The sequence below is a fragment of the Paenibacillus sp. MCAF9 genome (assembly GCF_052114265.1).
Classification (GTDB): domain Bacteria; phylum Bacillota; class Bacilli; order Paenibacillales; family Paenibacillaceae; genus Pristimantibacillus.
In genome coordinates this window covers 411,859-436,906 of record NZ_JBFREL010000001.1, presented here as the reverse complement: position 1 = coordinate 436,906, position 25,048 = coordinate 411,859, and the positions used below count along the sequence as shown (strand labels likewise).

Genomic DNA, 25,048 nt, shown 5'->3' with positions numbered 1-25,048 from the left:
TTAACCTCCCTATTTACCGCGATATAACAGTTAAGTTGGCCTTGTTTTTTCGTTCAATCGCAGCTTTTACATATTGTGCAATATGGTAGGCCACATCGACACCATGAATTTTCCAAGACTTTGCGAATTCTGGGTTTTGATTGACTTCACAAACGACATATCGTTGCTGCTTGTAATCAAAAAACAAGTCTGCACCATAAATGCCTTCGCCCAAAACCTCAATTATTTGTTTGCAAATGGATGCCATTTCATCATTAATTTCTAGAGGATCGATTTCTGCGCCTAGATGCGTATTCGTTTTCCAATTGTCTGCCGAAACCCTGCGGAACGCAGCAATCGGTTTGCTGCCTACGATGACAACACGGATATCAAAATCGCCTTTTTCCACATATTCTTGCACTAATACAGGGAACGATTGATGCCCAGGGTCTACAGATTCTCTTGCAGCTATCCAGCCATCTAAGCATTCTTTGCCGGTGATTCTAGCTATTCCCCTTCCCCAAGATGAGGTTGCCGGCTTAATGACACATAAATCTCCAAATGTCTGCAAAGCTTGGAAGAGCTTCTCTGGTGTAAAAGCTACTTTATATTGGGGCTGGGGAATGCCATGTTTTTGAAACACAATCGCTTGATGTATTTTATTTGTACAAATCGTAATTGCTTTGACCGAATTCAACGTTTCAAGACCGGCTAATTCAAGCAGATGGGCTCGATTCAACGCGTTTTTCTGTGAGAGACAACGAATGAGAGCAAGTCCGAAGGAATGGACATCAGGCTCACCTAATGGTAACTCCATGGAATCCAAGTTCACCTGCACTTGTACGCCTAAAGCTCGAAGATGATCGATAATTCGTTGTTCTTCTTCCCGCAACTTTGTAACACATAATAAAATCGCACGATTCTGCTCCATGTTCGGTTCCTACTCTCCCCAAGTTTCTTCTATTTCTGGAGCTAGAGCGATGCTTACAAGATTGGATTCGACTTGCACTTCATGCTCTTGACCGCATGAACCGCATTCCAAAATTTCTCCCGTCGTTACACTCTCTTCCACCTCGATATCCGACTTGCATACCAAACAATTCAAATCTGCCATTTTCCTTGCACCTCCTATAAGTTTTAAAAACATATATAAATGGAATAAATTCCGTAAAACCGAGAAATAACTACATGACTTGCAGCATTATTAAAACCGTGTGATGCTATTTCGTTTCTATATCCCACTGGTTTACATTATTGAACGTACCTAGATTAAGCGGTTTTCCAACCAGGACGTTTTTTGATACGACCTGCAAACGTTTCTCGGAATAAACAGCTAAAGTTGCAACCTCATCGTGCAGTACCTCTTGCAATTGGTTATAAATCTCGTGACGTTTTTCCTCTATGATTTCTTGTTCACCCTTTTTAATCAGCTCATCGACTAATGGATTCTTAAATCGAATCACACTCTCGGGATCATCACTTTTATAGGTTGTAAAATAGAGGCTTGGTTCGATATAGTAATCTCTTGTGAATATGGTAATGTCATGCTCGCCCTTCTCCACTTTATCGATTAACGTTGGGAAATCGAATTTCTGAACGTCTACTTTTATCCCAACAGATTCTAGGTTTTGTACGAGAATATCAGCAGCCTGCTCACGAACCTTATTCCCAACTGGAATAATAAATGTAATCGTACGTTTGGGATCCCAGTTCGCTTCTTTTAAAAGCTCTTTTGCTTTTTCAGGATTGTAATCATAATTGGCAATGTTTTTATTAAAATAGGGATGCGAGCTTGGGATGCCTCCATCAATAATTTCTGCCTGCCCTTTGAGCAGCTGCTCCACGATGAGCGGACGGTTCAACGCATAGGCGATCGCTTGGCGCACTTTTTTATCAGGCAGCTTCTCCGTATTGAAGAATATTTCTGCTGGCTCAGAGGCTGGAGCAGAGGTTACATTTACATTCTCAAAGCCCTTCACCTTATCATAATCCGTAATCGGTACAAGCCCGACCGGCAAAGAATTCATTTGAATTTCTCCCGTCTGCAGCTGTGCTACAAGATTTGCGGCGGGAAGCACCTTTATGAATATCGTGTCAATCTTAGGTACATCGAGGTAGTAATTTTCATTTTTCGTCACCTCGACAAATTGGCCCTGCTCATAATTTGCAAACTTATAGGGACCAATGGTGACTAATGGTTTCTGGAAATATTCATTCGTTGAAAGCTGCTCTGGATTGGCATCTTTTAGAATATGCTCGGGCAAGAAATTAACCTTGACACCGAAACGTTCATTAAATACGAGCGGATCGATCGGTGTTTTTGTTTTGATCTCGAAGGTCGTTGGATCGATAATTTTTAATCCGGAAAGCTCTGTTTTCCCTTCATCCAGTTTCCCAATCTCATTTAAGCCTTCGATAAAATCCAGCTTGAAGGATGATTCTACTTTGGCATGGAGTGCAAGCTTTAAGGTGAAAGCCACATCTGCCGTTGTAAAAGGAGTTCCATCGTTCCATTTGGCATTCGCTTTAAGCTTGATATGGTAAGTTTGCTTATCCTGCGTCTCGATAGATTCCGCCAGCTTCGGTATAAATTGTGCGGTATCCGTTACATCGAGCAAAGAATCATTAAGTAAATTAATAGGGGCAAGCGACGCCGAGCTTCCTTGCGTATTGATTTGATTTAAAGTAACAGGAGCATTAACGATACCAATGTATAAGGTTTTTTTTGCTTTGGTGTCATTGGTTGTTGCCTTTACAGAAACCTCTTCCTTCGCTGGTTTTGCTGTTGCTTCAGCTTTTTCCTGCTTCGTTTCACTGCAAGCCGATAGGAAAATCATAAAGACGGTTAATAATATGAATCCTGGTACTCGAAACCTTGTTTTCATTTGTTTCTCTCCTTTTGTTTTATTGCTTTATCTATTTAAAAAATTAAATAGCAGATTCATTTACTTAAGCCCTCGCATCAAACGCATCACGAAGACCGTCCCCTACAAAGTTAATCGCAAGCACTGTAATGAGAATAACGATGCCAGCGGGTACCCATAACCATTGCTGCTCAGTTAAAACCGTTAGCGATTGTGCATCGTGCAGCATATTGCCAAGGCTCGCCTGAGGGGATTTGACCCCCATCCCAAGAAAGCTAAGTCCTGCTTCACTTAGGATCGTGCTGGCAATGCCAAACGTCGCATTCACAATGATAGGCCCCATTACATTTGGCAAAATATGCTTCATGAGTATTCGCGGAGTGTTGTATCCTAGCGCAACGCCCGCTCGGACATAATCCATTTGTTTCATGGATAATACGCTTCCCCTGACGAGCATTGCTATTGTTGGCCATTTGAACAGTGCGAGAACAAGGATGATCGTTGTTGCACTTGCACCAAGCACGCTCACGATGACCAATACGACCATCATGTATGGAAAGCTTAAGAAAATATCAGTCAAGCGCATAAGTGCCATATCCAGCCATTTGCCATAGTAACCAGCGATTAGCCCAATGAATGTTCCGAAGGTTACGTACAAAGCCACTGTAAAAAAACCAATCATTAAGGATACACGTGTTCCAAAAATCAGCCGGCTTAATACATCCCGCCCTACTTGATCGGTGCCTAACCAGTGTGTAAGCGAGGGATGGGCTGAGAACACATCTGTAATTTCATTAGGATGACTCGGTGCAAGCCACGGAGCAAAAAGCGCGATAATAAGCAGCAGCAAGGTAGTTGCAAGTCCCCATACCGCCAGCTTGTGCTTGATAAACTTACGTCTCACTAATTGGGCATGACTCTCCATTACATCCAAGGACAGTTCGTCTTCATCGCTATGATCTGAAGAAAATGCATCCTTCCTCATCCATGGCATTTCGCTAACAGACATTCGCTATCCCCTCCAATCAGCTGTATTTAATGCGTGGATCGACCATGGAATAAACGATGTCGGTCAACAAATTCGTCAAAAGTATAACGCAAGCAGCAATTAGATTAATGCCCATTAAAGTCGGATAGTCGCGTGAGAGAATGGCTTCCATCGTTAATTGCCCGATACCCGGCCATTGAAATACTTGCTCAATAATAATGCTGCCGCCTAATACCAAAGGAATTTCTGCACCAATGACGGTTATGATTGGGATTAAGGCATTGCGAAGCGCATGCTTATTCGTAACCAGAAATTCACTAAGGCCTTTCGCCCTTGCTGTACGCAGATAATCCTGATGGAGTACATCGAGCATACTGGCGCGAACATAACGCACCTTTTTACCAGCAATCGTTATACCAAGCACCATGACAGGAAGAATCATATGCATCAGGATATCTCCGAAGCTACCAGAGCCTCCTAACGTTGACATTCCCCCTGTTGGAAGCCACTTCAGCTTAATTCCAACCAAATAAATGAATCCAAGGCCTAGGAAAAATGGAGGAATCGAGGTGCCTAGAAAGGATAACCCTGTCATGACATAATCCAATTTTGAATTCTGCTTGACTGCACTTATCACCCCTACGGGTACGGCAATCAATATCCCAACCAGCATTGATACTGCAGCCAGCAGCAAGGTAGGTCCGATTCGGGCGCCAATCAGCTGTGATACGGGGGCGAAGCTGCTAAATGAATAGCCAAGTTCTCCTCTGAAAAAACCGCCCAGCCATTTTACATACTGTATATACAATGGATCGTTCAGTCCAAGCAGCTCTTTTTTAATCTCTAGCAGCTCTTTCGGGATATTAGGATTGATCAACATATCCACGGGATTCCCGGGAGCCATATTCATGATGAGAAAATTAAGCAATGTTATTCCAAGAAATACTGGTATGGAAATCAGCAGCCTTCGAACGATATAGTGGCCCATCGATGACTTCTCCTTTCCTAGCCTTTGCGCTATGCAAGCGGATAGTGGCATGCAACAGAGTGATGCTCTTCCGTAATAACCGGTTCCGCTGTTCGGCACAGTTCTTGCACATAAGGACAACGAGTATGAAATCGACAACCAGATGGAGGCTCAGCTGGGCTAGGCACATCTCCATGAATGATGTGACTCTTCGTTGCTCGAAGCGTTGGGTCCGGCGGAGGATACGCATTTAATAGAAGCTGCGTATACGGGTGCTTCGGCTTGCGGAATAGCTCCTCTGTAGGTGCCAATTCTACGATTTTCCCCAAGTACATGACGGCGATTCTTGTACTGATCTGTTTAACTGCTCCAATGCCATGGGCGATAAATAAATACGTCAGCTTCAACTCATTTTGCAAATCCTGCAAAAGATTTAAAATTTGAGCTTGGATGGAGACATCAAGCGCTGATACTGGCTCATCGCATACGATCAATTTGGGTTTGAATGAAATGGCTCTAGCGATTCCGATCCTCTGGCGCTGCCCCCCGGAAAATTCATGAGGATATCGATTGGCAACCGAACGCGGCAATCCAACTAATTGAAGCAGGTTATCAACCTCACGCTGCACCTCACTGCGCTTAACCAGCTTGTGAACAATTAACGGCTCAGCAAGCGTATCGTATATTCGAAGCCTTGGATTTAAGGAAGCATAAGGGTCCTGAAAAATCATCTGCATTCGTGTCCGCAGCGGTTTTAACTGTCGCTGAGAGGAATATATAATGTTTTGATTTTCAAAAAGAATACGTCCAGCTTGCGGATTCTCAAGTCGAATGATTGAACGACCAATCGTCGACTTGCCGCATCCCGATTCGCCAACTAAACCGACGGTTTCCCCTTCATACATCGTTAGGCTCACTTCATCAACCGCCTTGATATGGCTGACTTGATTCGAAAATACGCCACTACGAATGGGGTAATACATTTTTAACCGTTCGATTTGCAATAGTGTTTTGAGGCTCATAATCTAACCGCCTGAGTATGTTCTTCATTCGATACGTTTGGAAGGTCCATCAGCCAGCAGCGTACATGATGTCCCTGTCCATTCGTCGTAAGATCAGGCTGTTCTTGCTGGCATCGTGCGATTGTATGTGGACAGCGTGGGTGAAAGCGGCATCCTGCAGGCATCTTCTGGAAAGAGGGAACTGATCCTGGAATTGTCTGCAGCCGCTCCCTGTTGACTTGATCGAGTCGGAGGGTTGATTTCATTAAGCCTTGCGTATAGGGATGCTTTGGTGCTCGAAAGAGAGTGAAAACGTCAGCTGATTCGACGACTTGCCCCGCATACATGACGACCACAGTATCAGCCATTTCAGCCACAACTCCTAAATCATGCGTAACTAGCAAGATAGCAGCTCCACTTTCTGCTTGCAGCTGCTTCATCAATGCAAGGATTTGTGCTTGAATCGTAACATCGAGTGCAGTCGTTGGCTCATCGGCAATGAGCAGCTTGGGCTGGCATGCCAGCGCCATTGCAATCATTACCCGTTGTCTCATGCCTCCAGAAAGTGCGTGAGGGTATTCCTTTATAATCGATTCAGCTCTAGGAATACCTACTTTCCTTAGCAAATCTACGGCTAAGCGCCTTGCTTCCTTTCGAGACAGATTCAAATGCTGGCGAATCGTTTCTTCAATCTGCTCTCCGATGGAGAAGACTGGATTTAGAGAGGTCATCGGCTCTTGAAAAATCATCGCGATTTCACTGCCGCGAAGCTTACGATGCTGAGCTTGCGAGCAGTTGATTAGAGATGAGCCGTTGAACTTGATTTCTCCTTGACGAACTGAACCATTTGTACCAAGCAAACCCATGATGGAAAGGGATGTTACACTCTTTCCACAACCGGATTCACCAACAATAGCGATGGTTTCCCCATGTTCAAGTGTGAAGCTCACCTCATCTACAGCGATCACTTCTCCTTGATCCATCCGAAATGCCACCTGTAATCGATCAACTTCTAATAGCTGTCCTATTGCATTCACCAACTTTTTATCATTTGGTATATGTACTTTACAAGTAATCCATATAATTCCTATGTGTTTTATGAACTTTGAATAATCCTAGCATACATAATTTTGAAAAGTTTGAATAATAGAATAATTCTATATATAAATAGAAAATTGTTCCAATCCATACATAAATAGCTACGGAAGCTCGTTATGACTAGCTATTTAGCGGGGTTATTAGGATGATCTGGAACATAAAAAAGTGCCGCAATAAATCGTCGCGGCACTTTTATTAAGTTAAATGATGGAATGAGTTTGATTGCAATTTAGTTTTTAGCGGTATGTTTCTTAATTGCGGGCATAATTTCAGTTGCAATAAGCTCTATATTTTTCACAATCTTATCAAATGGAACCCCGCCAAAATCAATTTGAGCCATAAAACGCTGATGTCCATATAATTCGTATTGGTAAAGCATTTTTTCAATGATTTGCTGCGGGCTGCCCACCATTAAAGCATCACGATGATCGGTCGACTGAGCAAACTGCTGTTTTGGATATCCGCCTCCACGCAGTGCTTGCATTCCAGCGTTAAGATGTGGATAGTACTCACGTAAAGCGTCTTGTGTCGTTTCCGCCATATAAAATAAACTCGTCGTTGCTATAGGTAGAGCTGCTGGATCAAAATCTTTGCTAAGTGCAGCTTCACGATAAGCATCTACCGAAATTTTAAAGTTGCTTGCAGGACCTCCAAGCGTCGTCAGCATCATCGGTATTCCGGCATTTCCTGCTTTAATAGCACTTGCAGGAGGCCCGCCTACTGCTCTCCAAATGGGCATATGTCCATTTTTGGGCTGCGGCAAAATCGATGCTTGCTTAAGAGCCGGTCTAAACTGACCTTCCCATGTTATCGTTTCTTCATTGTTTAATTTCATTAAAAGCTCTAATTTCTCTTCAAATAGTTCTTCATAATCCCGAACATCATAGCCAAGCAAACTATACGCCCCGACGCGAGAGCCCCGTCCTGCCACAATTTCCGCACGTCCCTTGGAAATCAAATCTATCGTTGCAAAATCCTCGTATACTCGAACAGGATCTGATGTACTTAGCACTGTTGCTGAGCTGGCAATCTTAATGTTTTTTGTGGCCTGAGCGATAGCTCCTAAAATCACGGTATGGGCTTGTGTTGTGAAAAATGTTTGATGACTTTCCCCTACAGCAAATACATCTATTCCTGCCTCATCTGCCAGCTTGCTTGCATCAATGAGCTCTTGAATACGCTGTTCAGCACTTATCATTGTGCCCGTATGCGGGTTAGGCAAATGATCCCCAATGGAATACAATCCGAATTCTAATCCTTTATTTTTATCGATTCGATATTTTTCCATGCGTACTCTCCCCTTTTGCGTATTAATTCAGCGGTACTAATTTTGCTTCAATTTCCGCCCGTCTGGCTTCTAAAAATGGCGGTAAATCCAGTGCTTTACCTAACTCTGCGACTGATGAATCTTTCGTAAACCCAGGCCCATCCGTCGCTATTTCAAACAAAATGCCATTTGATTCCCGGAAATATAAGCTTTGAAAATAATAACGATCCACGATGCCTGAGGAGTGGAAGCCGCGTTTTTTTACGACCTCGTCCCAATAACGCAGCTCATCTTCGTTTTTAACACGGATCGCTAAATGATGAATGCTTCCTCTTCCAGGCTTCTCGATTGCTCCATCTGCTTGTTTGACCAAAATTTCTCCATAGGAACGGCCGGCAACGGATTGATAAACGGCTTCATTATCCGTCCGTGAAACTTCGCTATAACCTAACATGTTCGTCAATGTAGCGGCTAAATGATCTAAAGATCGAACGGTAATTTCGACAGTTCCCATGCCAAGAATGCGATGATTTTGCAAGGCGATTGATTCCTCCCATGCTGCCCATTTCTCAGGAACTTCCTCACCGTTATTGTTTAGTAGAACCATTCGCAAACCTTCTGTATCTTCAAAATGGAGCGCATCTCGCCCCGCATATTTTGTGATTTCGCCGTGTTCTACCTTTAATAATTCAAAACGTTTTTTCCAATAGGCTAAACTTTCTAAAGAAGGAACGAGCAAACCGATTTGAGTAATCGCATTAGTACCGCGCACAGTTCTTCCTGCATTTGTCATTTCAAAGAAGGATAGCTCCGTTCCCGCACTGCCCGTTAAATCACCGTAAAATAAATGATACATGGATGGATCGTCTTGATTGACCGTCTTCTTCACTCTGCGCAGTCCTAGTACTTCTTGATAAAAATGATTATTAATTTTTGCGTTTTTTGTAATCATCGAAATATGATGATGTCCAGGGATGGTATACATAATTATTCCTCCTCTATTTAACTTGACTAGTCAATTGATATTGCAAAAAAATTACTCTGACGGCAATTTCTTTTTCTGGCTATGTTTATGGATGCGAGTCATCAATGAGTATAGTGTTTTTTGTTCGTCCTCATTTAATACATCTTCAAAAAATGAAGTTTGAAAAGCAAGCTGGTTCGGCATTGCGATATCCAATATGGCTTCGGCCTTTTCTGTTAAACTAATCGTTTTGGTTTTCCAGTCTTGCTTGCGCACAATATAACCTTCGTTCTCAAGTCGTACGAGCATGCGAGATATGCCGCCTTGCGTAACCGTTACTTTCTCGGCCAGTACCATTTGAGTTAGAGGCTGATAGACACGAATTTGCATGAGTACATCAAATTGAGCAGTCGTTAAATCAAATTGTTTTAAAAACTCATTTGACATCTGGTTGCTCTGATTCGTAAACCGCATCAGCCGAATCCAAATTAACGAACCTAACGTATTATTCTGCATTTCGTTCCCCCTCTCAATGACTATGCCATCACTTTACTACTCAATTGATAAAATGGCAAGTGTGAATGTTTAAGTTTAAAAAGCTACAATTAATGGAAAGATTAATGCACTTAATTAATTATAGTTACTTGACAAAGAAATTTATATTCGCTATTATTATCTCATATTAAAGATACTCAACGTAAAGGAAGTTGGCGTATTTTTATTATCCATCTTTCATTAAGAATAACCCTTCCTTGTTTAAGAAATACTGATCATTAACTATTTGTTATTCTAAGGACGGTTCTTGTTCTAAAGCTTTACAACATGATTTGGCAGTGTCTGCAAAAGGTTTTCTAGACAAATGATTTGGTAGAACAACTATTGAGGAGGAAAAAACAGTGTCAAAATTAAATATCGGTATTATTTTAGGAAGTACTCGTCAAGGTCGTCTTAGCCCGCAAGTTGGTGAATGGGTGAAGAAAATCGCTGATCAACGCGGAGATGCTAATTATGAAATCGTTGATATCGCGGATTTCAAGCTCCCGCTCTTGGGAGAAAGCGATGCTACTGAGCAAGCAACAGCTTGGAATACTAAGCTTGCAAGCTTGGATGGATTCGTATTTATCGTACAAGAATATAACCACAGTATTTCAGCATCACTGAAAAATGCGCTTGATTATGCTCGTGACGCATGGAACGATAAAGCAGCAGGTATCGTAAGTTACGGTTCCGTAGGCGGTGCTCGTGCAGCTGAACATTTACGTGGAATTTTGGGCGAATTGTCTGTAGCTGACGTTCGTGTACATCCTGCATTGTCACTCTTCACTGATTTTGAGAACGGTTCTGTTTTCAAACCAGCTGATCTTCATCTTACTAATTTGAACGGTATGTTAGATCAAGTACTCGCTTGGAGCGGTGCATTGAAAACATTGCGTTAATCGTCACTACCAACTACCACCTCTTTGTGAAGAGGTGGTTTTTCTTTGTGACATTTAATGGAGCAGATCATTGCCCGGTGAAAAGGGATATAAATTCCCTTCCAAGCTGAAGGAAGCTTGTCCGGTTTCTTCTGATACGATGATAACAAGCGCATCACTTAATTCTGATAAACCAAGACCGGCACGATGTCTAGTTCCAAGCTTCTTCTGCTCGCTGTCTCTTTGCGTTAACGGCAGGACATTGCCAGCAGATATAATTTTATCATTTTGGATTAAGACTGCGCCGTCATGGAGCGGACCGCCAGGCGTGAAAATAGATTCTATTAACGAATGCGTCAGCATGGCAGAAATTAATACGCCATGAGTAATATATCTATCGATTGAATCTGATCTTTGCACGACGAGAAGCGCCCCATGACGCCGTTTAGATAGATGAGATATTGCATGGGACAGCTCGTCATATTTAGCGGTATAAGGTGCAAGATAACATTTTAAATAAAAGGTTGTTGCAATCGATTCCGTTTCAAAAACTTGTTCTTTCATAGAATGGAACTCGTTTAGCAAGCAATTGCCAGCATCATGATCCAAATCCTTTATCAAAGCTTCAAGGGATTCACGCAAATGTAGAAGCTTGCTTTTCACTTCAACTTTCATTGGAGAGAAATCACATTTTATATCATCCATACGTCCACCCCACTCAAATGACTACCGCAAATTGAAGCTCAATACTTCCTTTATTTTGCTTAGCCCCTCTTTTTTTATACATAATGGCTGATGGCAACAAAAAGACTGGCCCTATAATAGGAACCAGTCTTCTTAAAGTTCTTGTCAGTATATCTGTGATTGCAGCTTACTGATTGTTTTCAGGAATGCTTAATTTTTTGGACCATGTTTTGCCGCCATCGGTTGTTCTGTATACAGCTGCATTAGATAGGCTTGTATCGGCCATCCAGCCTAGTTCCTTGCTTGAAAACGAAATAACGCTCTCTCCCCCTGCGATCGGTGTAAGATTATTCCACGTTTTCCCTGAATCAACCGAACGACCAACGCCAATGACTCCAGCGGCTGGAGAGTATCCTCCGAGTATCGCAGCTCCATCAACAAGCTCCATATTGCTAGGGTGTCCGCCAGGCGCAGCGGGTCCTTCCTTAACAAGTCCTGCAGCACCGCCCGGTGCTGGTCCGCCGCCTGCTGTTTCCTGGCTAATTACTTTCCTCCAGCTTGAACCATTATCTGCAGAGGCATAAAGGGAATAAGATTGCTGGGACATCCCTACTCCACCGTAAAATTGTGCCCATATTTGATTTCCCTTTGTATAAAGCTTACCGCCTATGCTCTCCTCAGATTTAACGGTTATTTTTGTGGACCAATTGGTACCGCCATCTGTTGTTTTTGATAGTCGATAGCCAAATCCAGGTACTACGATAAGTGACCATCCATGCTTCACATCTGTAAATTCTGCATAGCGGTTATTGGGAGGCGTAGAGATTTTGGTCCATGTTTTCCCGCCATTTGATGTTTTATAGGCAAATGCCTTCGTATAGCCGAAGCCATTTGAAGCATCCACAAAATGAATACGTTCAAGCGCGAGCGGACTGGTTACTATTTTGGTGAACGTTTTTCCACCATCCTTGGTGTGAATAAGGGCATTCGTTCCGGAAGCAGAAGATTTCGCCAATGCCCATCCGGTTGTGTTGGAAATGAAATCAAGCTGTGTAAATTGCCAAGTACCCTTATAGATCGGTTGCCATGTTGAGCCGGCATCAGAAGTTCCAATGAGAAATCCATTGCCAGCAGCGCGTCCGGTTGTTCCGTTCAAAAATTGAATATCACTGAAATGATATGCGGTATCCCCTGCTGGTGTTCCGCTGAAAAGATCCTTTGCTGTTGTACTGCCTGCTGCTTGCGTTAACGGTGCGATTGCTGTAAGTCCAATCATCAGTGCTGCCGCTACCAGACCGTACTTAAGTTTAGCTTTGATCATGTTTTTCCTCCTCCTGCTGCTAAGTTAGTATTAGAGCCTTTATAGAAGAAAATACCCTGCTTTGATCAAATTGAATCGTAAACGTTATTGGTCGTTATGCTGTAACTTTCTCACGAGCACCGCTTATTTTAAATACAATGATGCCACAGACGATTACAAGGACACCTAACCCTTTATTCGTTGTGAAAGCTACTTTTTCGATACCTAGCCACCCTTGCGAGTCCCACAATAAAGCAGTTCCCAGCTGTGCGGTTAGAACGATAGAGATGGCATACGTCGGACCAAGCCGCCTAATGCCTTGTACCAGACAAGTAACAACGCCTACGCCGATTAGACCGCTGAACCAGTACCATGGCTTCATATTTTGCAATGCAAATAACTGTTCGCCTTCGAAAACGAATCCGATAACAAATGAGGCAAGGAATCCCATGCCTAATACTAACGCAGTAGTTGTCCATGTATTTATTCGTTCATTGACTTTACTATTGAATATATTTTGCAAACTGACCAAACAGCCAGTGAGAACTGCAAATATAAGTCCAATCATCATGTTTTCTACTCTCCCATTGGCTTATTGTTTTGAAATAGCTCATGATATTGTATTACTCATAAATATTTTGGCTGGCGAGTGCGCGTAGTCCATCCTTGTTTTTAACTAGAATGCCTCCATTTTTCCGCTCAATTAAACCTTTTGCACAAAATTGCTGGACAACCCGATTGAGATGTCTATAGCTCGTTCCGATCAAGTTAGCCGTATCCTTTAAGCTGATTGTTTTTCGCTGCCCTTTCATTAGATATTCCGAATCATCATAGGAGACGGACAATAGATAGCTCGCCAATCGAACCTCCACAGGATGCAAAATATTGAAGCTTAATGCGTTTGAATTTTTCAAAAATTTCCGAGCTATAATTTTCAATAAAAATTGCAGCAGCGGTGAATGATCTTTGCCGTATTTATTCAACCACTGATGATGAATCCCAATCATGTATACAGTCGACACGGCTTCGACCGTGTTGATAATGTCAATGTCTTGCACGTATTCAATATCCCCTACGACATCAAGGGAGGTTTTGAAAGTAAGAATAAGTGTTTTCCCATCTTTCGAGGTTGTGTAGATCTTTATCTTTCCTTGGACGAGGAAATAGAGATATTTTGAAGATTGACCTTGGGAACAAATAAGCTCCTCATGATCAAAGCAAAATAGTGACAAATGGGGTAATAGTTGTTCCCCGAATGTTGCTTCTAATTGATGCGCTTGTAAAAAATGGTGGAGCTGCTCGCGATCTTTAATTTCATGCATCTGTTCGAATCACCTCCAGAGGAATACGGTTAAGGGTTTGGTATATTTTAACTATTATAACCGCAATATGACCACCCCAGCTATCATCATCCCAATACCAATGAATTGAGGCAGCCTCATCTTCTGCTTTGCAACCCCGAACCATCCTTGACTATCGACGATAAAAGCCAGGCTTAACTGGGCAATCAGCATGGCAGATATGCTAAGTGTAACGCCAATTTGTTGAATAGCAGTGACATTGCTGAAGATGATAATAGCTGCAAAGGAACCGCCGATTAGATATAAGGGTTTTACTTGTTTAAAACCGGACCACTGTTTATCCCTGACGAATAACAGAATAATCAAGGCTGCTATGAAGCCGGTGAACTGGGTAATCGTTGCGGTTTGCCAAGTGCCGATATCTTGACTAATTCTTGAATTAGCAACACCTTGCAGTGTAATTAAGACCCCGCCTAAAAATGCGAAAATGCTCCCTTTCATATCAATGCTCTCCTCCATATCAATCTTTCCATCATTAAACGATACATTTCAAGGTTTAGGAAAGGACATATGTCCTAAATCAATGTATAGCAGTTTTTTGCATAAAAAAAGAACGAACGCTCGATCACTGTTCGTTCAATTTATTCGTTTGGGATAACCTCCTACTCGCTCCAACGTATCTTATTGCGGAACCCCAGTTCCTTGGAGATGATATCCGCATACTTTTTTGCTTGCTGACCGTAGCTCTCGATTTTACTTGACGTAAAGCGTATCGCGGGACCAGCTACATTCAGTGATCCAATAACGGTATTATCATAAGAAAAGATGGGAGCCCCGATGCCAGTTGTTCCATCCGTTGCTTCTCCTGATGTGATGGCATAACCTCGGGAGCGAATGATCTCTAGATCAGTCTGAATCATTTCTTTGGATAATGGAATCAGCGACGGTACTGTTGTCCAATCCACACCTTGCAATATAGCTTCCTGCATCGTGGATGGCAAATGAGCAAGAATAGCGCGATTAGATGCTCCTATATATAGTGGCAGCCTAAGTCCGATAGGTTCGGAAATTTTCAAAATTTGCGGTGAATCGATGGAATCAATATAGACGCCTTCTTGGTTCTCTCTTGTAGCCAAATAAATCGTTTCTTTCGTTTTTTGCGATAGTTCGACCATGAATGGTCTAGCCAGTGACCTGAACATTAGACTGTCCCACATCAAAAAACCGTATTTCATAATGGAAAGTCCTAATTTATATTTTTTCGTTTTTTTATCTTGAGCAACAAATCCATGTTCGGATAAAGAATGAAGAATCCGATGCGCGCTTTGTACGGGCATGTCGAGTTCCCTGCTGATTTCTGTTGCACTCATTTCTTTCTCGCTGCCATGCGGTACAAGCAGATCCAATATGTGAATAGCTTTGGAAATGACCCCGGACATTTGCTGCACCTCCGATTAGGAATTGATGTTATATTGCTTAACATGATTTTAGCATATAGATCCTAACAACGGATACTCGCATTACATTGAAAAAGGCGAAATGATAGATTCATTTCCTTCACTTTTTATTCCTCTTTTTCGAAAGTATAATCATTTGCAACAGTACGAGAATGAGGAGAGAAGTCACATCATGAAGCACTTAAAGCAATTTGCAGAGCCAGCTGCTCCAATCCTTATTCATTTATGGAGGCATCCAGGATTCCTTATTCTGTTTCTAACAGGTGGAATTATCGCCTTTGGCAACAAAATTTATGAGCTGGCGCTGCCGCTTATTTTGTACGATCTGACCCACTCTGCGGTGAAAATGTCAACGATGCGCGCCATCGAGTTTCTTCCAAACCTGCTGCTTGCCATGTTTATCGGTGTACTGGTTGACCGCGTGCACAAGAAAAGCTGGTCATTATGGGCCATAGGACTGCAAATCTGCGTTCTTCTAGGTCTATATGCAGTCATTTCCTACGGCAATCCACCCATCTTTGTGCTTTATGTAAGCGGCTTTTTGCTCATGCTGTTTGGTTATGCATTTAATAATGCCCGTGTTGGAATTGTGAAGCATTCACTCCCTGAGGAAATGCTGACACCGGCTAACGCTTCCTTCAACTTTATGTCAACCTTGGTTGGCATTATGGGTCCTGCTGTAACAGGGCTGCTGCTCATGCTTCCTGTGCTGTATGATGCCTTATTCATTACTGCGTTTTTGTTCTCTATTGCATTTGTTTTGCTGATATTCTTACGCAGCGATGAGCCGCCTAATGCTCAGCAAGCTGGTTTCTGGCGTGAGCTTCGAGCAGGTTGGGCTGAATTTCGCTCTAATAAATTATTATGGCAGTTGACGATCGCTGTAATTTTTTTGAACGCGACGTCAGGCATGGTGGATACAACGATCATTTTCTACGCCAAGGATGCACTCAGACTGAATAATGCAGAGCTAGGTACCGTGTTGGCAGCAGCAGGTGTAGGTGGGCTGCTTGGCAGTCTACTTATTAGCAGGCTTCGACGCACCTATTCTGTTGGTGTCTTGGTCACGATCACCACGCTCTGTGTTGCGTTATCTTATTTACTGATGGCTTTATCGCAATCCAATATGATGTTAAGCTTCAGCCTGCTGCTTAATGGATGTTTTGAGATGATCAGCACCGTTTGTATATGGACTTTTAGACAGGAATCTACGCCACATCAGCTAATCGGACGTATCAGTGGCATAACTGGCTCATTATTCAAGCTTGCTATGCCGATTACGATTGTTTCTGCGGGTTGGATCTCTGAGCTCGCGCACCCTTCAGTAGTATTTTGGCTAGCTGCTCTAGGAAACCTAATTATCTTTAGCTATTGTAGATTTAGCTCATTATGGAGTAAATGATGGATGGATGGTCAGCGTAATAAGCAGCGCCTAATCTCAATAAAAAACACGTACCTCAGATCTGAAAAGCTTCGACAGTACGTGTTTTTTAGCTATTCATTTATAAAAGTTTTCACTCGGTTCAGTATCAGGTTAGCAAAAGCCTCTGCAATTTATTGTCTTGTGAATTAAGCCTTGGCTTGAATTGTTTGACTCCAATAGCAGTATGATGTTTTCATCATCTACAAATAGACTCTTTATTTAGTCTTTATTAACTGTATTCGGTAAATACACATGAAATAAAGTCCCTTCATCACTTTCAGCCCAAATTTGTCCTCCGTGACGTTCGACAAGCATTTTCGTAATAGCCAGTCCTAAGCCCCCGCCTCCCGATTTCCGGTTCCGTGATTTTTCCACTCGATAGAAACGTTCGAATACATGCGCGAGCTGCTCAGTTGGTATTCCGATTCCAGTATCCTTGACGGTTATTTGAACACCTTGTTGAACTAATTTCCCATATACCGATACCTTTCCACCATTAGAAGTAAACTTTAGAGCATTCGATAATAAATTTGTCCATATTTGAATGAGTCGGTATTCATCAGCATGGATAGTCATTTCAGGGATGACACCTCTTTCCAAAATAATTCCTTTGTCTGAAAAGGAGGGCTTCATAAGATCAATAACTTGTTCTATTGATTTTGTTAGAGGAACATCTTTTAAGGTTAACTGCTGTGCTGTAGAAGTAAGTGTTTGCAGTTCTTCCAAATCATTAACCATTTGGACTAAACGGTGAATTTCTTCTCTGCATGATTGTATGCGTTCAGGTGTAGCTTCCCAAATCCCATCTTGAATCGCTGATAAAAAACTGTTTAACGTCGTTAAAGGTGTTCGGAGCTCATGAGCAATATTTTCGGTCATCGTTACCCGTAATTGTTCTTGCTGTTCAAGCTGTTCAGCTAAATGATTGATGGAGGCAGCCAGTTGATCGACTTCATCTTTTGGAGTGCCTTTTAAAGGAAGACGAGCATCTCGTTTTCCTCTTGCCATAACGAGTGTTATATTCTTCATTTTAACTAAAGGAGAAGATATTTTTTTAGCGATGTAAATGCTCATAATAAGCGTAATAATGAGTGCTCCGCCTACTGTCAGTCCAATGGATTGAAGAACGGCTTGCTCTAAATGTGAATTTAATGACTCTGTCTTATCGTGGCTGCCTTGCGCGATCTCGTCACCATAAAGCTGGAAATGATGATGAGTGGCTGTAACTAAAGCAATGGAAGCAATGATTAAGATGGCTGTTGTATAGAAGATAAGAAGAATACTAATCCGATAGGATAGTGTTTTTTTCATTTGCCTCCTCCATGAAAGCGATAGCCGGCACCAAAAACCGTCTGAATGAACATTGGATTTTTAGCATCCTCCTCTATTTTTTGCCGTAAATTTTTGACATGCTGATCAATTGTACGAGCATCCCCTTCAAAATCGATTCCCATCACCATATCAATTAAATGTTCGCGGGAAAGTGTTCTTTCAGCATTTCTAGCCATAACAACAAGCAGTTTATATTCATTGGGTGTTAAATTTATGGGTTCTTGATTGATGTAAACCTGTTTAGCTTGGCTATCCAAGCTTAATCGTCCATTACCGTATTCCAAACGATCAGCGAGAAGCTCATGATGATTGGTACGCCGCAGGACAGAACGAACTCTAGCCAGCAATTCATGGGGATCAAATGGTTTCACGATATAATCGTCAGCTCCAGCAGATAACCCTTGGATGCGATGATTTAGAGATGCTTTAGCCGTAAGCATAATGATGGGTACCGGATTAGTTCCTCGTATTTGTCTGCACAGCAGCTCTCCATTAATGTCAGGGAGCATCAAGTCAAGAATGATTAAATCAAAGGGCTGCTTATCGATTTCATGCATCGCACTTTGGCCATCACTGGCTTCACATGCACGATAACCAGCCTTGTTTAGATAAGCGATTATAACCTCTCTAATTTTATCTTCATCCTCAATAACTAAAATTTTACTCATGGTTGCTCATTCCATTTCAATGTTTTTAGTTCGTCTAGAGAAATTCGATTAATAAATTTGCTGAACTTTTCCTTTCCTTTAGCATGTTCTTTATAATAGTTAATGAGATTAATTGTTGATGGTATTAACTGATCTTCCGATAAGCCTGAAAGTAAAAGCTGGGCAAAGGAAGGTTTTATTCCCTTGGGCTCTCCGCCAACATAAACGTCAAACACATTCCGCATTTTTACGACCCCAATATCTTTTAATAAAGGTTCACTTGTACCTAATGCGCAACCTGCATAACCGACTTTCATTGGCGTTGGTGTTCCGATTCCCGCGATTGCTTCGTTTAATTTAATGGCAATATCTAAACCGGCATCCTGGGCACCTTTGCAAAAGTTGCATGCATTCAAGCTTTTTGTCGTAAAGCCTGAAGGATTGACTTCGAGGCCGACTTCTCGTAATTGTTCGATTATTTCATTTTGTTGATCTAACGGTATTTCCACATAAAGCTGCTTAAAAGGTGTCATCTCTATATTTGCTTCTGTGTCAATAAGTGAACCTATGGTTACCAGTTGATGAGGTGTGAACAGGCTGCCTCCAACCTGAATGGCTGGTGAGACTGCGATTTTTATTTTATCATTCATTTGGCATCTCTCCTTTACATCATAACCATTATAATATACCCCCTAAGGGTATATAGGTCAAGAGTTTTTACTATACCCGGGTTAAGTATCTATATTAGTCTTCATGATGTCATTGCAACAGTTTAATTGTCTGCACAAAAAAAAGAGCGGGCCGAATAGTCGACTCACTCTTTATAAATATTACTAATGGCTGCATTCAAGTTTCATGCTTATTCTAAACCAAACTTGACCATATAATTTGTTTTGTACCAAGTACCGATTCCGGTATCCATGAGTAATTGGAAGGCACTATGAATACAACAACGAGCTTCTCAACCGGGTCCACAAAAAATCCGGTTCTTCCTGAACCCTCCAGCTGGAAGGTGCCTACTGATTCATATGAAAGATGATGAATGGCTAAATCTAAACCAAGAGCATGGCCTTTATCTTTGATTTTACCTCCCCAATGATAGGCGGGAACGTTAAACAGATGTCGGCGAGTCATCAGATCTACCGACTTTCTGCCAAGGATACGCTGACCTTCAAAGGTTCCGCCATTCAGCAGCATTTGTCCGAATTTCCACATATCAAATAGTGTAGAATAAAGCCCACTATCCGAACGAGGCGGCATAGGAGAACTGTCATTTTCTCTGCTTAACCTTTCGATATCCATCCGATCTACACTGCATACTTCAGAGTGCAGATGCTCAGGAACATCAAAAAAAGTACGTGTCATTTGGAGTGGTTCGATAATGTTCTCCATAATGTAGTCCTCATACTGCTTACCAGATACTCTTGAGATGATCTCGCCCAGCAGAGCGAAGCCCACCGTAGAATAATTATAGGCATCCCCAGGTTGGCAAACGAGCGGGCCTTGCAGCACTTTTCGAATCCAATTATCCATGCCGCTAGCCCCCCACCATTCTCTAGGATAGGGCTCATTGTAATATCCGGTGACTGGCAAAATACCAGACGTATGCGTTAATAAGTGGAACAAGGTGATATCTTTATGTACAGGATTATTGAATTCTTCCAAAATGCTGGACACAGGCAGATCGATATAAAGCTTACCATCCTCTATGAGCTTCATGATCGCAACACTTGTGAATGCTTTTGTTATGGATGACATTTTACGCAAGGAATCCGGCTGCAGTTCACCTTGGTCTGTGGATCCATGAAGTCGACCCATTGATTTCCATGCGGCGATCTTTCCTTCTCGTGCAACGAGAAAACTAGCTGCTTGAATTTTTTGCTGTGCGATCAGATTCAGAAAGTGATTATCCAGCTTATTTAATTGATATGAGCAGAGTCCAACCTCTTCGGGCACAACATCCAAGTGGCCCTCTGTTATTTTCCACTCGCTTAGCAATTCATTCATCTGTCTCGATCCCCTTCCATTAATTAGGAACAATGAATCCATACTACACGAGCCGCTCTAATTTCGTCCATAAGGATGTAAAGACTGCCGTTAAAATTATAAAAGATTGTTCGTTTGTATCAAGTTCAGCGCTGCTTTCCATTCGTATGTTTTCTTATCAAAGATCCTTTGATTTCGTGAGCTTTACCTTTTTTAATATTTCATTTATAAAATCAGTTTTACCTGCTGTATAACCGGACCGATCTTGAGCGTGCAAAGCCAATTCCTTTTTTAACTGTTCATACGCAATGACAGCCTCGGGATGCTCCCTAAGATAATCGCGGAATGCCAAATGTCTTGCTAATTCTTCGCTATCACGATTGCACACGTACAAGTGATGCTCCATCCATTTTCCACGCTGTTTATGCCAAGGAACCGACATATCTTTTCTTCCAAAGGCCTCTCTTCCTTGAAAACTCCATACTTGTTGATGGAAATAACCAATCTTCTCAAGCCCTTGGATGATCAGAGGCAGCATACTATAATCTTCAATGACGATATCTATATCCAATATGGGCTTAGCACCAAGTCCTTTAATAGAGGTGCTTCCTACATGTTCAACTGACCTAATGAATTGCCCAACTTCAGCTTCGATAGTAGATCGTATTTCACAAAATTCGTGCTCCCAAAGAGGATTATAGTTTTCAATCACAACTATTGTACTCATCATACTGATTCCCTCCTCTGCGCGGCAAAACCCATTCTGCACATCGACCAATTAAAGCTTGTGGTTGCAATTTTATCATTCAAATCCCACAAATTATCAATCATGCGAACCTCGACATTTCTGCGTATGAGTTCTCCAAACAAATCATGAACAATTATTTTATTGATAGGGATCTGTGTTTTTTCGCTCACATAGTAACCAGCACTTTTATCTGCGCCATAGAAATCAGCCGTATCGAATTCATATAAATACAACGTGGTTTGCCTCATGATTTCAAACCATTTATGCTCAATCGCAACAACATGGTCCAACGAATTTGAGCTTAAATAAAGTTTTTTATGCTCATCTGTGGTCGTTTCATGACTATGATAAGTTACTCTAGGACAATTGCGAGGGGTTAGGAAGTTCGGCAAGCACCGTTCATTTATTGCCCATACCAACCCTTTGCTCTGATCCATATCCACTCGAGAAGGTATTCTAGGTTCAAAAAGTGTAATATCACTTTCTTCGCTCACATGAAATAATCTCAAATGATCCCTGCTTTCTGATATAAAGTAGTTGTGCACGAACAGCATTATTTTCAACATACGAGGAGATTGTACCATAATCTGGTTTAGAGTGGACGCAAAAAAACCGCGATATACGCGGTTCATCAGTCACTTGAAAAGTTATCTATGCACATTGTTGGTTTCGTACAGTAAACAGCTGGCTGAAACCATGTTTTTTAAGGATTTTTGCAGCCTTTTTACTTTTATAGAAACTGTCCGACAAAATTAAGACGGAGTCATTTGGTGCAAGCTCTTTGTTCCACAAATAAGGGAGCCGACCAATTGATATATTAATCGAACCATCCACATGACATTTCTCATAATCAGTTGAATCGCGGACATCGAGTATTTTGCTGCTGTCAGGTATAACGCCTTTTTCATTTAGCGCTTTTTCGTCGACATAAGTTAAATTTTTTAGGGGTGAGAATCTTCTATAAATGAACCACATCACGAATAAACCAGTTAGAGCAAGTAAAATCAACATATCCTAACCTCCCCAATCCGTTTAATTAAGGTACGCATATTCTATTGCAATATAGATGACCACACTTTAATCGCTGTGAAAATGAGTAATACAACAAGACCATATCGCAAATATTTCACGTTTATTTTTGAGCTGATTCTAGATCCAATTGGAGCACCGATCAAGCTGCCCAATACAACAAATACAGTTGGCCATATCGGAATGGAACCAGCGGATAGCTTGCCGATTACGCCGCCAATCGCCGATACAAATACGATCGCTAATGATGAGGCAATGGTTGTCCTTGTCGGAATTTTTAAGACCGTCAACATTATTGGGATTAGAATAAAAGCACCACCTGCTCCAACAACTCCTGACACAATGCCAACAATGAAAGCAGACGTTACCGCAATGAGCTTATTAAAAGTGATTTCATTTATATTTAATTGTTGTTTCCCCCGGTTTGGAACGAGCATTAAAACAACAGCAATAACCGATAATGTTCCGTATATAATATTAATGGCATCTTCATTAAGAAAACGTGAGCCGAATCCGCCTATTAAACTTCCCATTAATATACTGCTGCCCATATAAACAACAAGACCTCTATGAATGACCGCTGTTTGATTGCTTTTCTGACGGAAAGCGATAATCCCAGCTAACGAAGCGAAGAAAACTTGAAACATGCTGATGGATGCAACTTCTTTTGCCGTAAACTGTGCTAAGCCAAGACTGGATGGAACATATAATAAAAGGGGAAAATTTATTATGGCCCCGCCTATGCCAAGTAATCCCGAAAAAAAGGAACCGACAAAACCGAGCAGCGTCATGATGATGTAAAGGATAATGTCCATAAAAACTCTCCTTGTTGGAATGCAATAAGTAAGGTATAATTAAAACCAAGTAACTTCATGTGAAATGAGGTATTTATAAAATGAAAAGTATTTTCAAAAAAATATTTGAAGATAAGTGCCCGACCTGCAATGAACCCTTGCTGTCAATCAATGAAAGCTTGTCCAGCACCAAGTATTGTGAGCATGGACATTACAAAGAAGAAAATTACAGCTCCCTAGGTGTAAGAATTATATATGACGTCTTAGAATAAGCGAACACGCTCTACCGTGTTCGCTTATTTTTTGTTATCGATCAATTACAATAAAATCTCCAAAAGGCCTATTACAATGAGTATCATACCGCCGATGAGCGTAGAATATTTACCTAACCATGTTCTAGCAATCTCATGTCCAATCCGCAATCCGACAGCAACGGTTATCAGTGAAAATATTCCAACTGAAATTGCAGTCATTATCGGTGACGCACCACTAACACCTGCTCCAAATCCTGTAGCAATACAATTTAATGATAAAGCAAAACCTAATGAGATCGTTTCCTGCCATGTAATAGATCTTTCCGGATCACTTGTCGCACGTAATGGACTTGTTGCAACCCTTGTCCTCTGTTTAGGCAATATGCTCCAAAGACCTAGAAGTATGATGACAGAACCACCAATTAAATCTGCATGCTGTTGACTCATAAAACCAGATATAAGGTGACCCATTGTTATGGCTAAATATGCTGCAGCCATGGCCAATATGGCAATAAACAAGTTTGAAACAATTGGAATTTTTGTTGATCGCGTGCCAAAGGATACACCAATTCCTAAATTATCAATATTAGAAGCCAGTCCAATGAGAATGATTGAAATTAAATGCATAACTATACCTCCTCTACCATCCATTCTACTAAGTAGAGTATGCTAGAGAAGGTTATTAAGCTTGTGTTCTTTTACCGACTTTTCACGAGCAGCTCAATCGCTTCTTTAACCAGCTTATTCGTATCGCCGCCAGCAGACTGTTCTTCAATAATACATTGATGAAGGTTTTCCGCAACAATTTGGGCCATTGCTTTATCTGCTGCATTACGTACTGCTGACAGCTGGCTCACTACGTCCTTGCAGGATTGCTGTTCATCCATCAATCTCAATACGCCTCGAACCTGACCCTCTATTCTTCTTAGACGTGTTTTCATTTCATCGGTATAAACATATGCCATGTTCTTAACCTCCCATTCGATAACGTGTACATGTATGGGTATATTATAAACCAAAAAAGAGTATCATTTCATTGATTATATAAATAAATTCACTTTTGCATCGGTGGCGTCGCCTAAGTAACCGGCTACACCAGCAAGTTGAATATCATCGATCAGCTCTTCACGCTGCAAACCAAGAAGATCCATTGTCATTGTACACGCAATAAGCTTAACCCCTTGCTCCTGCGCAAGTTCTATGAGCTGCGGCAGAGATAACGCATTATGCTTCTTCATAACATGCTTAATCATTTTTGGTCCCATACCGCCAAAATTCATTTTGGATAAGCCTAATTTTTGCGGTCCTCTTGGCATCATCCAGCCAAAGGCTTTTTCAAGAAGCCCTTTATTGGTATGGACTGCTTCATCCTTGCGCAAAGCATTTAGTCCCCAAAAGGTGAAAAATATAGTTACCTCGTGATCATACGCAGCTGCTCCATTTGCAATAATAAAAGCAGCTATCGCTTTATCAAGTTCCCCGCTGAAGAGGACAATCGTTGTTTTTTCAGTTACAGCTTCCATATATGTTCTCCTCTCCATAATAAAATT

29 protein-coding genes are annotated in these 25,048 nt (G+C 41.6%); 2 read left to right on the top strand and 27 right to left on the bottom strand.

Annotated elements, in window-relative coordinates; translation table 11 throughout:
• Positions 1 to 13: 13 nt before the first annotated feature.
• The 10 genes from AB4Z45_RS02070 to AB4Z45_RS02025 all read right to left on the bottom strand — a co-directional run bounded on the left by AB4Z45_RS02070 (position 14) and on the right by AB4Z45_RS02025 (position 9,644).
• Entirely contained in the window at positions 14 to 910 is an 897-nt protein-coding gene (locus tag AB4Z45_RS02070; RefSeq protein ID WP_441907667.1) for a RimK family alpha-L-glutamate ligase, read from the bottom strand.
• A 9-nt stretch (positions 911 to 919) separates the two neighbouring features.
• On the bottom strand, positions 920 to 1,093 hold the full coding sequence (locus AB4Z45_RS02065; RefSeq protein WP_076265982.1) for a lysine biosynthesis protein LysW: 174 nt from the start codon (positions 1,091 to 1,093) through the stop codon (positions 920 to 922).
• Positions 1,094 to 1,199: 106 nt separating this feature from the next.
• Entirely contained in the window at positions 1,200 to 2,864 is a 1,665-nt protein-coding gene (locus tag AB4Z45_RS02060; RefSeq protein ID WP_441907666.1) for an ABC transporter substrate-binding protein, read from the bottom strand.
• 64 nt (positions 2,865 to 2,928) lie between these two features.
• Positions 2,929 to 3,852, bottom strand: a complete 924-nt coding sequence (gene opp4C / locus AB4Z45_RS02055; protein WP_441907665.1) for an oligopeptide ABC transporter permease — start codon at positions 3,850 to 3,852, stop codon at positions 2,929 to 2,931.
• A gap of 16 nt (positions 3,853 to 3,868) precedes the next feature.
• Positions 3,869 to 4,819 carry an ABC transporter permease gene (locus AB4Z45_RS02050; RefSeq protein ID WP_441907664.1) on the bottom strand — a complete coding sequence of 317 codons (951 nt, stop codon included), beginning with the start codon at positions 4,817 to 4,819 and terminating at the stop codon, positions 3,869 to 3,871.
• A gap of 29 nt (positions 4,820 to 4,848) precedes the next feature.
• Complete coding sequence (locus tag AB4Z45_RS02045; RefSeq protein ID WP_441907663.1) at positions 4,849 to 5,820, bottom strand: ABC transporter ATP-binding protein; 972 nt, start codon at positions 5,818 to 5,820, stop codon at positions 4,849 to 4,851.
• Positions 5,817 to 6,782 carry an ABC transporter ATP-binding protein gene (locus tag AB4Z45_RS02040; protein WP_441907662.1) on the bottom strand — a complete coding sequence of 322 codons (966 nt, stop codon included), beginning with the start codon at positions 6,780 to 6,782 and terminating at the stop codon, positions 5,817 to 5,819. The genes AB4Z45_RS02045 and AB4Z45_RS02040 overlap by 4 nt, the downstream gene beginning before the upstream one ends.
• 344 nt (positions 6,783 to 7,126) lie before the next feature.
• Positions 7,127 to 8,185, bottom strand: a complete 1,059-nt coding sequence (locus AB4Z45_RS02035) for an LLM class flavin-dependent oxidoreductase (protein ID WP_441907661.1) — start codon at positions 8,183 to 8,185, stop codon at positions 7,127 to 7,129.
• A 22-nt stretch (positions 8,186 to 8,207) separates the two neighbouring features.
• A complete protein-coding gene (locus tag AB4Z45_RS02030; RefSeq protein ID WP_441907660.1) occupies positions 8,208 to 9,149 on the bottom strand; it encodes a ring-cleaving dioxygenase in 942 nt (313 codons plus the stop codon).
• 51 nt (positions 9,150 to 9,200) lie between these two features.
• Positions 9,201 to 9,644 (bottom strand): MarR family winged helix-turn-helix transcriptional regulator, encoded by a 444-nt coding sequence (locus AB4Z45_RS02025; RefSeq protein WP_441907659.1) that lies wholly within the window; start codon positions 9,642 to 9,644, stop codon positions 9,201 to 9,203.
• A gap of 380 nt (positions 9,645 to 10,024) precedes the next feature.
• Between AB4Z45_RS02025 and AB4Z45_RS02020 the strand changes: the two genes are divergently transcribed.
• A complete protein-coding gene (locus AB4Z45_RS02020; protein WP_076265973.1) occupies positions 10,025 to 10,564 on the top strand; it encodes an NADPH-dependent FMN reductase in 540 nt (179 codons plus the stop codon).
• A gap of 54 nt (positions 10,565 to 10,618) precedes the next feature.
• Here AB4Z45_RS02020 and cdaS read toward each other — a convergent pair whose 3' ends face one another.
• The 6 genes from cdaS to AB4Z45_RS01990 form a co-directional block, all read right to left on the bottom strand.
• Positions 10,619 to 11,248 carry a sporulation-specific diadenylate cyclase CdaS gene (cdaS, locus tag AB4Z45_RS02015; RefSeq protein WP_441907658.1) on the bottom strand — a complete coding sequence of 210 codons (630 nt, stop codon included), beginning with the start codon at positions 11,246 to 11,248 and terminating at the stop codon, positions 10,619 to 10,621.
• A gap of 166 nt (positions 11,249 to 11,414) precedes the next feature.
• Positions 11,415 to 12,548: a WD40/YVTN/BNR-like repeat-containing protein gene (locus tag AB4Z45_RS02010; RefSeq protein WP_441907657.1), complete on the bottom strand. Its 1,134-nt coding sequence runs from the start codon at positions 12,546 to 12,548 to the stop codon at positions 11,415 to 11,417.
• 94 nt (positions 12,549 to 12,642) lie between these two features.
• Positions 12,643 to 13,098, bottom strand: coding sequence for a DMT family transporter (locus tag AB4Z45_RS02005; protein WP_441907656.1), 456 nt, complete (start codon positions 13,096 to 13,098; stop codon positions 12,643 to 12,645).
• A gap of 52 nt (positions 13,099 to 13,150) precedes the next feature.
• Positions 13,151 to 13,849 carry a Crp/Fnr family transcriptional regulator gene (locus tag AB4Z45_RS02000; RefSeq protein ID WP_441907655.1) on the bottom strand — a complete coding sequence of 233 codons (699 nt, stop codon included), beginning with the start codon at positions 13,847 to 13,849 and terminating at the stop codon, positions 13,151 to 13,153.
• A gap of 54 nt (positions 13,850 to 13,903) precedes the next feature.
• On the bottom strand, positions 13,904 to 14,329 hold the full coding sequence (locus tag AB4Z45_RS01995) for a DMT family transporter (protein ID WP_339209338.1): 426 nt from the start codon (positions 14,327 to 14,329) through the stop codon (positions 13,904 to 13,906).
• A 161-nt stretch (positions 14,330 to 14,490) separates the two neighbouring features.
• Positions 14,491 to 15,267 (bottom strand): IclR family transcriptional regulator, encoded by a 777-nt coding sequence (locus AB4Z45_RS01990; RefSeq protein ID WP_441907654.1) that lies wholly within the window; start codon positions 15,265 to 15,267, stop codon positions 14,491 to 14,493.
• Positions 15,268 to 15,457: 190 nt separating this feature from the next.
• On the opposite strand from AB4Z45_RS01990, the gene AB4Z45_RS01985 reads away from it, so the two are divergent.
• On the top strand, positions 15,458 to 16,687 hold the full coding sequence (locus tag AB4Z45_RS01985; RefSeq protein WP_441907653.1) for an MFS transporter: 1,230 nt from the start codon (positions 15,458 to 15,460) through the stop codon (positions 16,685 to 16,687).
• A 240-nt stretch (positions 16,688 to 16,927) separates the two neighbouring features.
• Here the strand turns inward: AB4Z45_RS01985 and AB4Z45_RS01980 are convergent, their stop codons facing one another.
• The 11 genes from AB4Z45_RS01980 to AB4Z45_RS01930 form a co-directional block, all read right to left on the bottom strand.
• Entirely contained in the window at positions 16,928 to 18,019 is a 1,092-nt protein-coding gene (locus AB4Z45_RS01980) for a sensor histidine kinase (protein WP_441907652.1), read from the bottom strand.
• Complete coding sequence (locus AB4Z45_RS01975) at positions 18,016 to 18,708, bottom strand: response regulator transcription factor (RefSeq protein ID WP_441907651.1); 693 nt, start codon at positions 18,706 to 18,708, stop codon at positions 18,016 to 18,018. The genes AB4Z45_RS01980 and AB4Z45_RS01975 overlap by 4 nt, the downstream gene beginning before the upstream one ends.
• Positions 18,705 to 19,337 carry a nitrite reductase gene (locus AB4Z45_RS01970; protein ID WP_441907650.1) on the bottom strand — a complete coding sequence of 211 codons (633 nt, stop codon included), beginning with the start codon at positions 19,335 to 19,337 and terminating at the stop codon, positions 18,705 to 18,707. The genes AB4Z45_RS01975 and AB4Z45_RS01970 overlap by 4 nt, the downstream gene beginning before the upstream one ends.
• Before the next feature lie 214 nt (positions 19,338 to 19,551).
• Positions 19,552 to 20,694 carry a serine hydrolase domain-containing protein gene (locus AB4Z45_RS01965; RefSeq protein ID WP_441907649.1) on the bottom strand — a complete coding sequence of 381 codons (1,143 nt, stop codon included), beginning with the start codon at positions 20,692 to 20,694 and terminating at the stop codon, positions 19,552 to 19,554.
• A 157-nt stretch (positions 20,695 to 20,851) separates the two neighbouring features.
• Positions 20,852 to 21,400: a GrpB family protein gene (locus AB4Z45_RS01960; RefSeq protein WP_441907851.1), complete on the bottom strand. Its 549-nt coding sequence runs from the start codon at positions 21,398 to 21,400 to the stop codon at positions 20,852 to 20,854.
• Complete coding sequence (locus tag AB4Z45_RS01955) at positions 21,400 to 21,930, bottom strand: DUF6886 family protein (RefSeq protein WP_441907648.1); 531 nt, start codon at positions 21,928 to 21,930, stop codon at positions 21,400 to 21,402. The genes AB4Z45_RS01960 and AB4Z45_RS01955 overlap by 1 nt, the downstream gene beginning before the upstream one ends.
• Positions 21,931 to 22,072: 142 nt before the next feature.
• Positions 22,073 to 22,432, bottom strand: a complete 360-nt coding sequence (locus tag AB4Z45_RS01950; protein ID WP_430059124.1) for a rhodanese-like domain-containing protein — start codon at positions 22,430 to 22,432, stop codon at positions 22,073 to 22,075.
• Between the two features lie 41 nt (positions 22,433 to 22,473).
• On the bottom strand, positions 22,474 to 23,265 hold the full coding sequence (locus AB4Z45_RS01945) for a sulfite exporter TauE/SafE family protein (RefSeq protein ID WP_441907647.1): 792 nt from the start codon (positions 23,263 to 23,265) through the stop codon (positions 22,474 to 22,476).
• Positions 23,266 to 23,561: 296 nt separating this feature from the next.
• The gene (locus AB4Z45_RS01940) at positions 23,562 to 24,125 is read right to left on the bottom strand and encodes a manganese efflux pump MntP (protein ID WP_441907646.1); all 564 of its coding nucleotides are present in this window, start codon (positions 24,123 to 24,125) and stop codon (positions 23,562 to 23,564) included.
• 71 nt (positions 24,126 to 24,196) lie between these two features.
• Positions 24,197 to 24,463 (bottom strand): metal-sensitive transcriptional regulator, encoded by a 267-nt coding sequence (locus AB4Z45_RS01935; protein ID WP_076265957.1) that lies wholly within the window; start codon positions 24,461 to 24,463, stop codon positions 24,197 to 24,199.
• Between the two features lie 75 nt (positions 24,464 to 24,538).
• Positions 24,539 to 25,021, bottom strand: coding sequence for a DsrE/DsrF/DrsH-like family protein (locus tag AB4Z45_RS01930; protein ID WP_441907645.1), 483 nt, complete (start codon positions 25,019 to 25,021; stop codon positions 24,539 to 24,541).
• Positions 25,022 to 25,048: the final 27 nt, after the last annotated feature.

Bases quoted from the DNA above. Each gene is read 5' to 3' on its own strand.
- AB4Z45_RS01930 (WP_441907645.1), bottom strand. From the start codon at position 25,021: ATGGAAGCTGTAACTGAAAAAACAACGATTGTCCTCTTCAGCGGGGAA.
- opp4C (WP_441907665.1), bottom strand. From the start codon at position 3,852: ATGTCTGTTAGCGAAATGCCATGGATGAGGAAGGATGCATTTTCTTCA.
- cdaS (WP_441907658.1), bottom strand. From the start codon at position 11,248: ATGGATGATATAAAATGTGATTTCTCTCCAATGAAAGTTGAAGTGAAA.
- AB4Z45_RS01995 (WP_339209338.1), bottom strand. From the start codon at position 14,329: ATGAAAGGGAGCATTTTCGCATTTTTAGGCGGGGTCTTAATTACACTG.
- AB4Z45_RS01990 (WP_441907654.1), bottom strand. From the start codon at position 15,267: ATGTCCGGGGTCATTTCCAAAGCTATTCACATATTGGATCTGCTTGTA.
- AB4Z45_RS01960 (WP_441907851.1), bottom strand. From the start codon at position 21,400: ATGAGTACAATAGTTGTGATTGAAAACTATAATCCTCTTTGGGAGCAC.
- AB4Z45_RS02005 (WP_441907656.1), bottom strand. From the start codon at position 13,098: ATGATGATTGGACTTATATTTGCAGTTCTCACTGGCTGTTTGGTCAGT.
- AB4Z45_RS02070 (WP_441907667.1), bottom strand. From the start codon at position 910: ATGGAGCAGAATCGTGCGATTTTATTATGTGTTACAAAGTTGCGGGAA.
- AB4Z45_RS02030 (WP_441907660.1), bottom strand. From the start codon at position 9,149: ATGTATACCATCCCTGGACATCATCATATTTCGATGATTACAAAAAAC.
- AB4Z45_RS01935 (WP_076265957.1), bottom strand. From the start codon at position 24,463: ATGGCATATGTTTATACCGATGAAATGAAAACACGTCTAAGAAGAATA.
- AB4Z45_RS02035 (WP_441907661.1), bottom strand. From the start codon at position 8,185: ATGGAAAAATATCGAATCGATAAAAATAAAGGATTAGAATTCGGATTG.
- AB4Z45_RS01945 (WP_441907647.1), bottom strand. From the start codon at position 23,265: ATGGACATTATCCTTTACATCATCATGACGCTGCTCGGTTTTGTCGGT.
- AB4Z45_RS01940 (WP_441907646.1), bottom strand. From the start codon at position 24,125: ATGCATTTAATTTCAATCATTCTCATTGGACTGGCTTCTAATATTGAT.
- AB4Z45_RS01965 (WP_441907649.1), bottom strand. From the start codon at position 20,694: ATGAATGAATTGCTAAGCGAGTGGAAAATAACAGAGGGCCACTTGGAT.
- AB4Z45_RS02010 (WP_441907657.1), bottom strand. From the start codon at position 12,548: ATGATCAAAGCTAAACTTAAGTACGGTCTGGTAGCGGCAGCACTGATG.
- AB4Z45_RS01950 (WP_430059124.1), bottom strand. From the start codon at position 22,432: ATGTTGATTTTACTTGCTCTAACTGGTTTATTCGTGATGTGGTTCATT.
- AB4Z45_RS02000 (WP_441907655.1), bottom strand. From the start codon at position 13,849: ATGCATGAAATTAAAGATCGCGAGCAGCTCCACCATTTTTTACAAGCG.
- AB4Z45_RS02050 (WP_441907664.1), bottom strand. From the start codon at position 4,819: ATGGGCCACTATATCGTTCGAAGGCTGCTGATTTCCATACCAGTATTT.
- AB4Z45_RS01980 (WP_441907652.1), bottom strand. From the start codon at position 18,019: ATGAAAAAAACACTATCCTATCGGATTAGTATTCTTCTTATCTTCTAT.
- AB4Z45_RS02040 (WP_441907662.1), bottom strand. From the start codon at position 6,782: ATGGATCAAGGAGAAGTGATCGCTGTAGATGAGGTGAGCTTCACACTT.
- AB4Z45_RS02065 (WP_076265982.1), bottom strand. From the start codon at position 1,093: ATGGCAGATTTGAATTGTTTGGTATGCAAGTCGGATATCGAGGTGGAA.
- AB4Z45_RS01975 (WP_441907651.1), bottom strand. From the start codon at position 18,708: ATGAGTAAAATTTTAGTTATTGAGGATGAAGATAAAATTAGAGAGGTT.
- AB4Z45_RS02060 (WP_441907666.1), bottom strand. From the start codon at position 2,864: ATGAAAACAAGGTTTCGAGTACCAGGATTCATATTATTAACCGTCTTT.
- AB4Z45_RS01970 (WP_441907650.1), bottom strand. From the start codon at position 19,337: ATGAATGATAAAATAAAAATCGCAGTCTCACCAGCCATTCAGGTTGGA.
- AB4Z45_RS01985 (WP_441907653.1), top strand. From the start codon at position 15,458: ATGAAGCACTTAAAGCAATTTGCAGAGCCAGCTGCTCCAATCCTTATT.
- AB4Z45_RS02045 (WP_441907663.1), bottom strand. From the start codon at position 5,820: ATGAGCCTCAAAACACTATTGCAAATCGAACGGTTAAAAATGTATTAC.
- AB4Z45_RS02025 (WP_441907659.1), bottom strand. From the start codon at position 9,644: ATGCAGAATAATACGTTAGGTTCGTTAATTTGGATTCGGCTGATGCGG.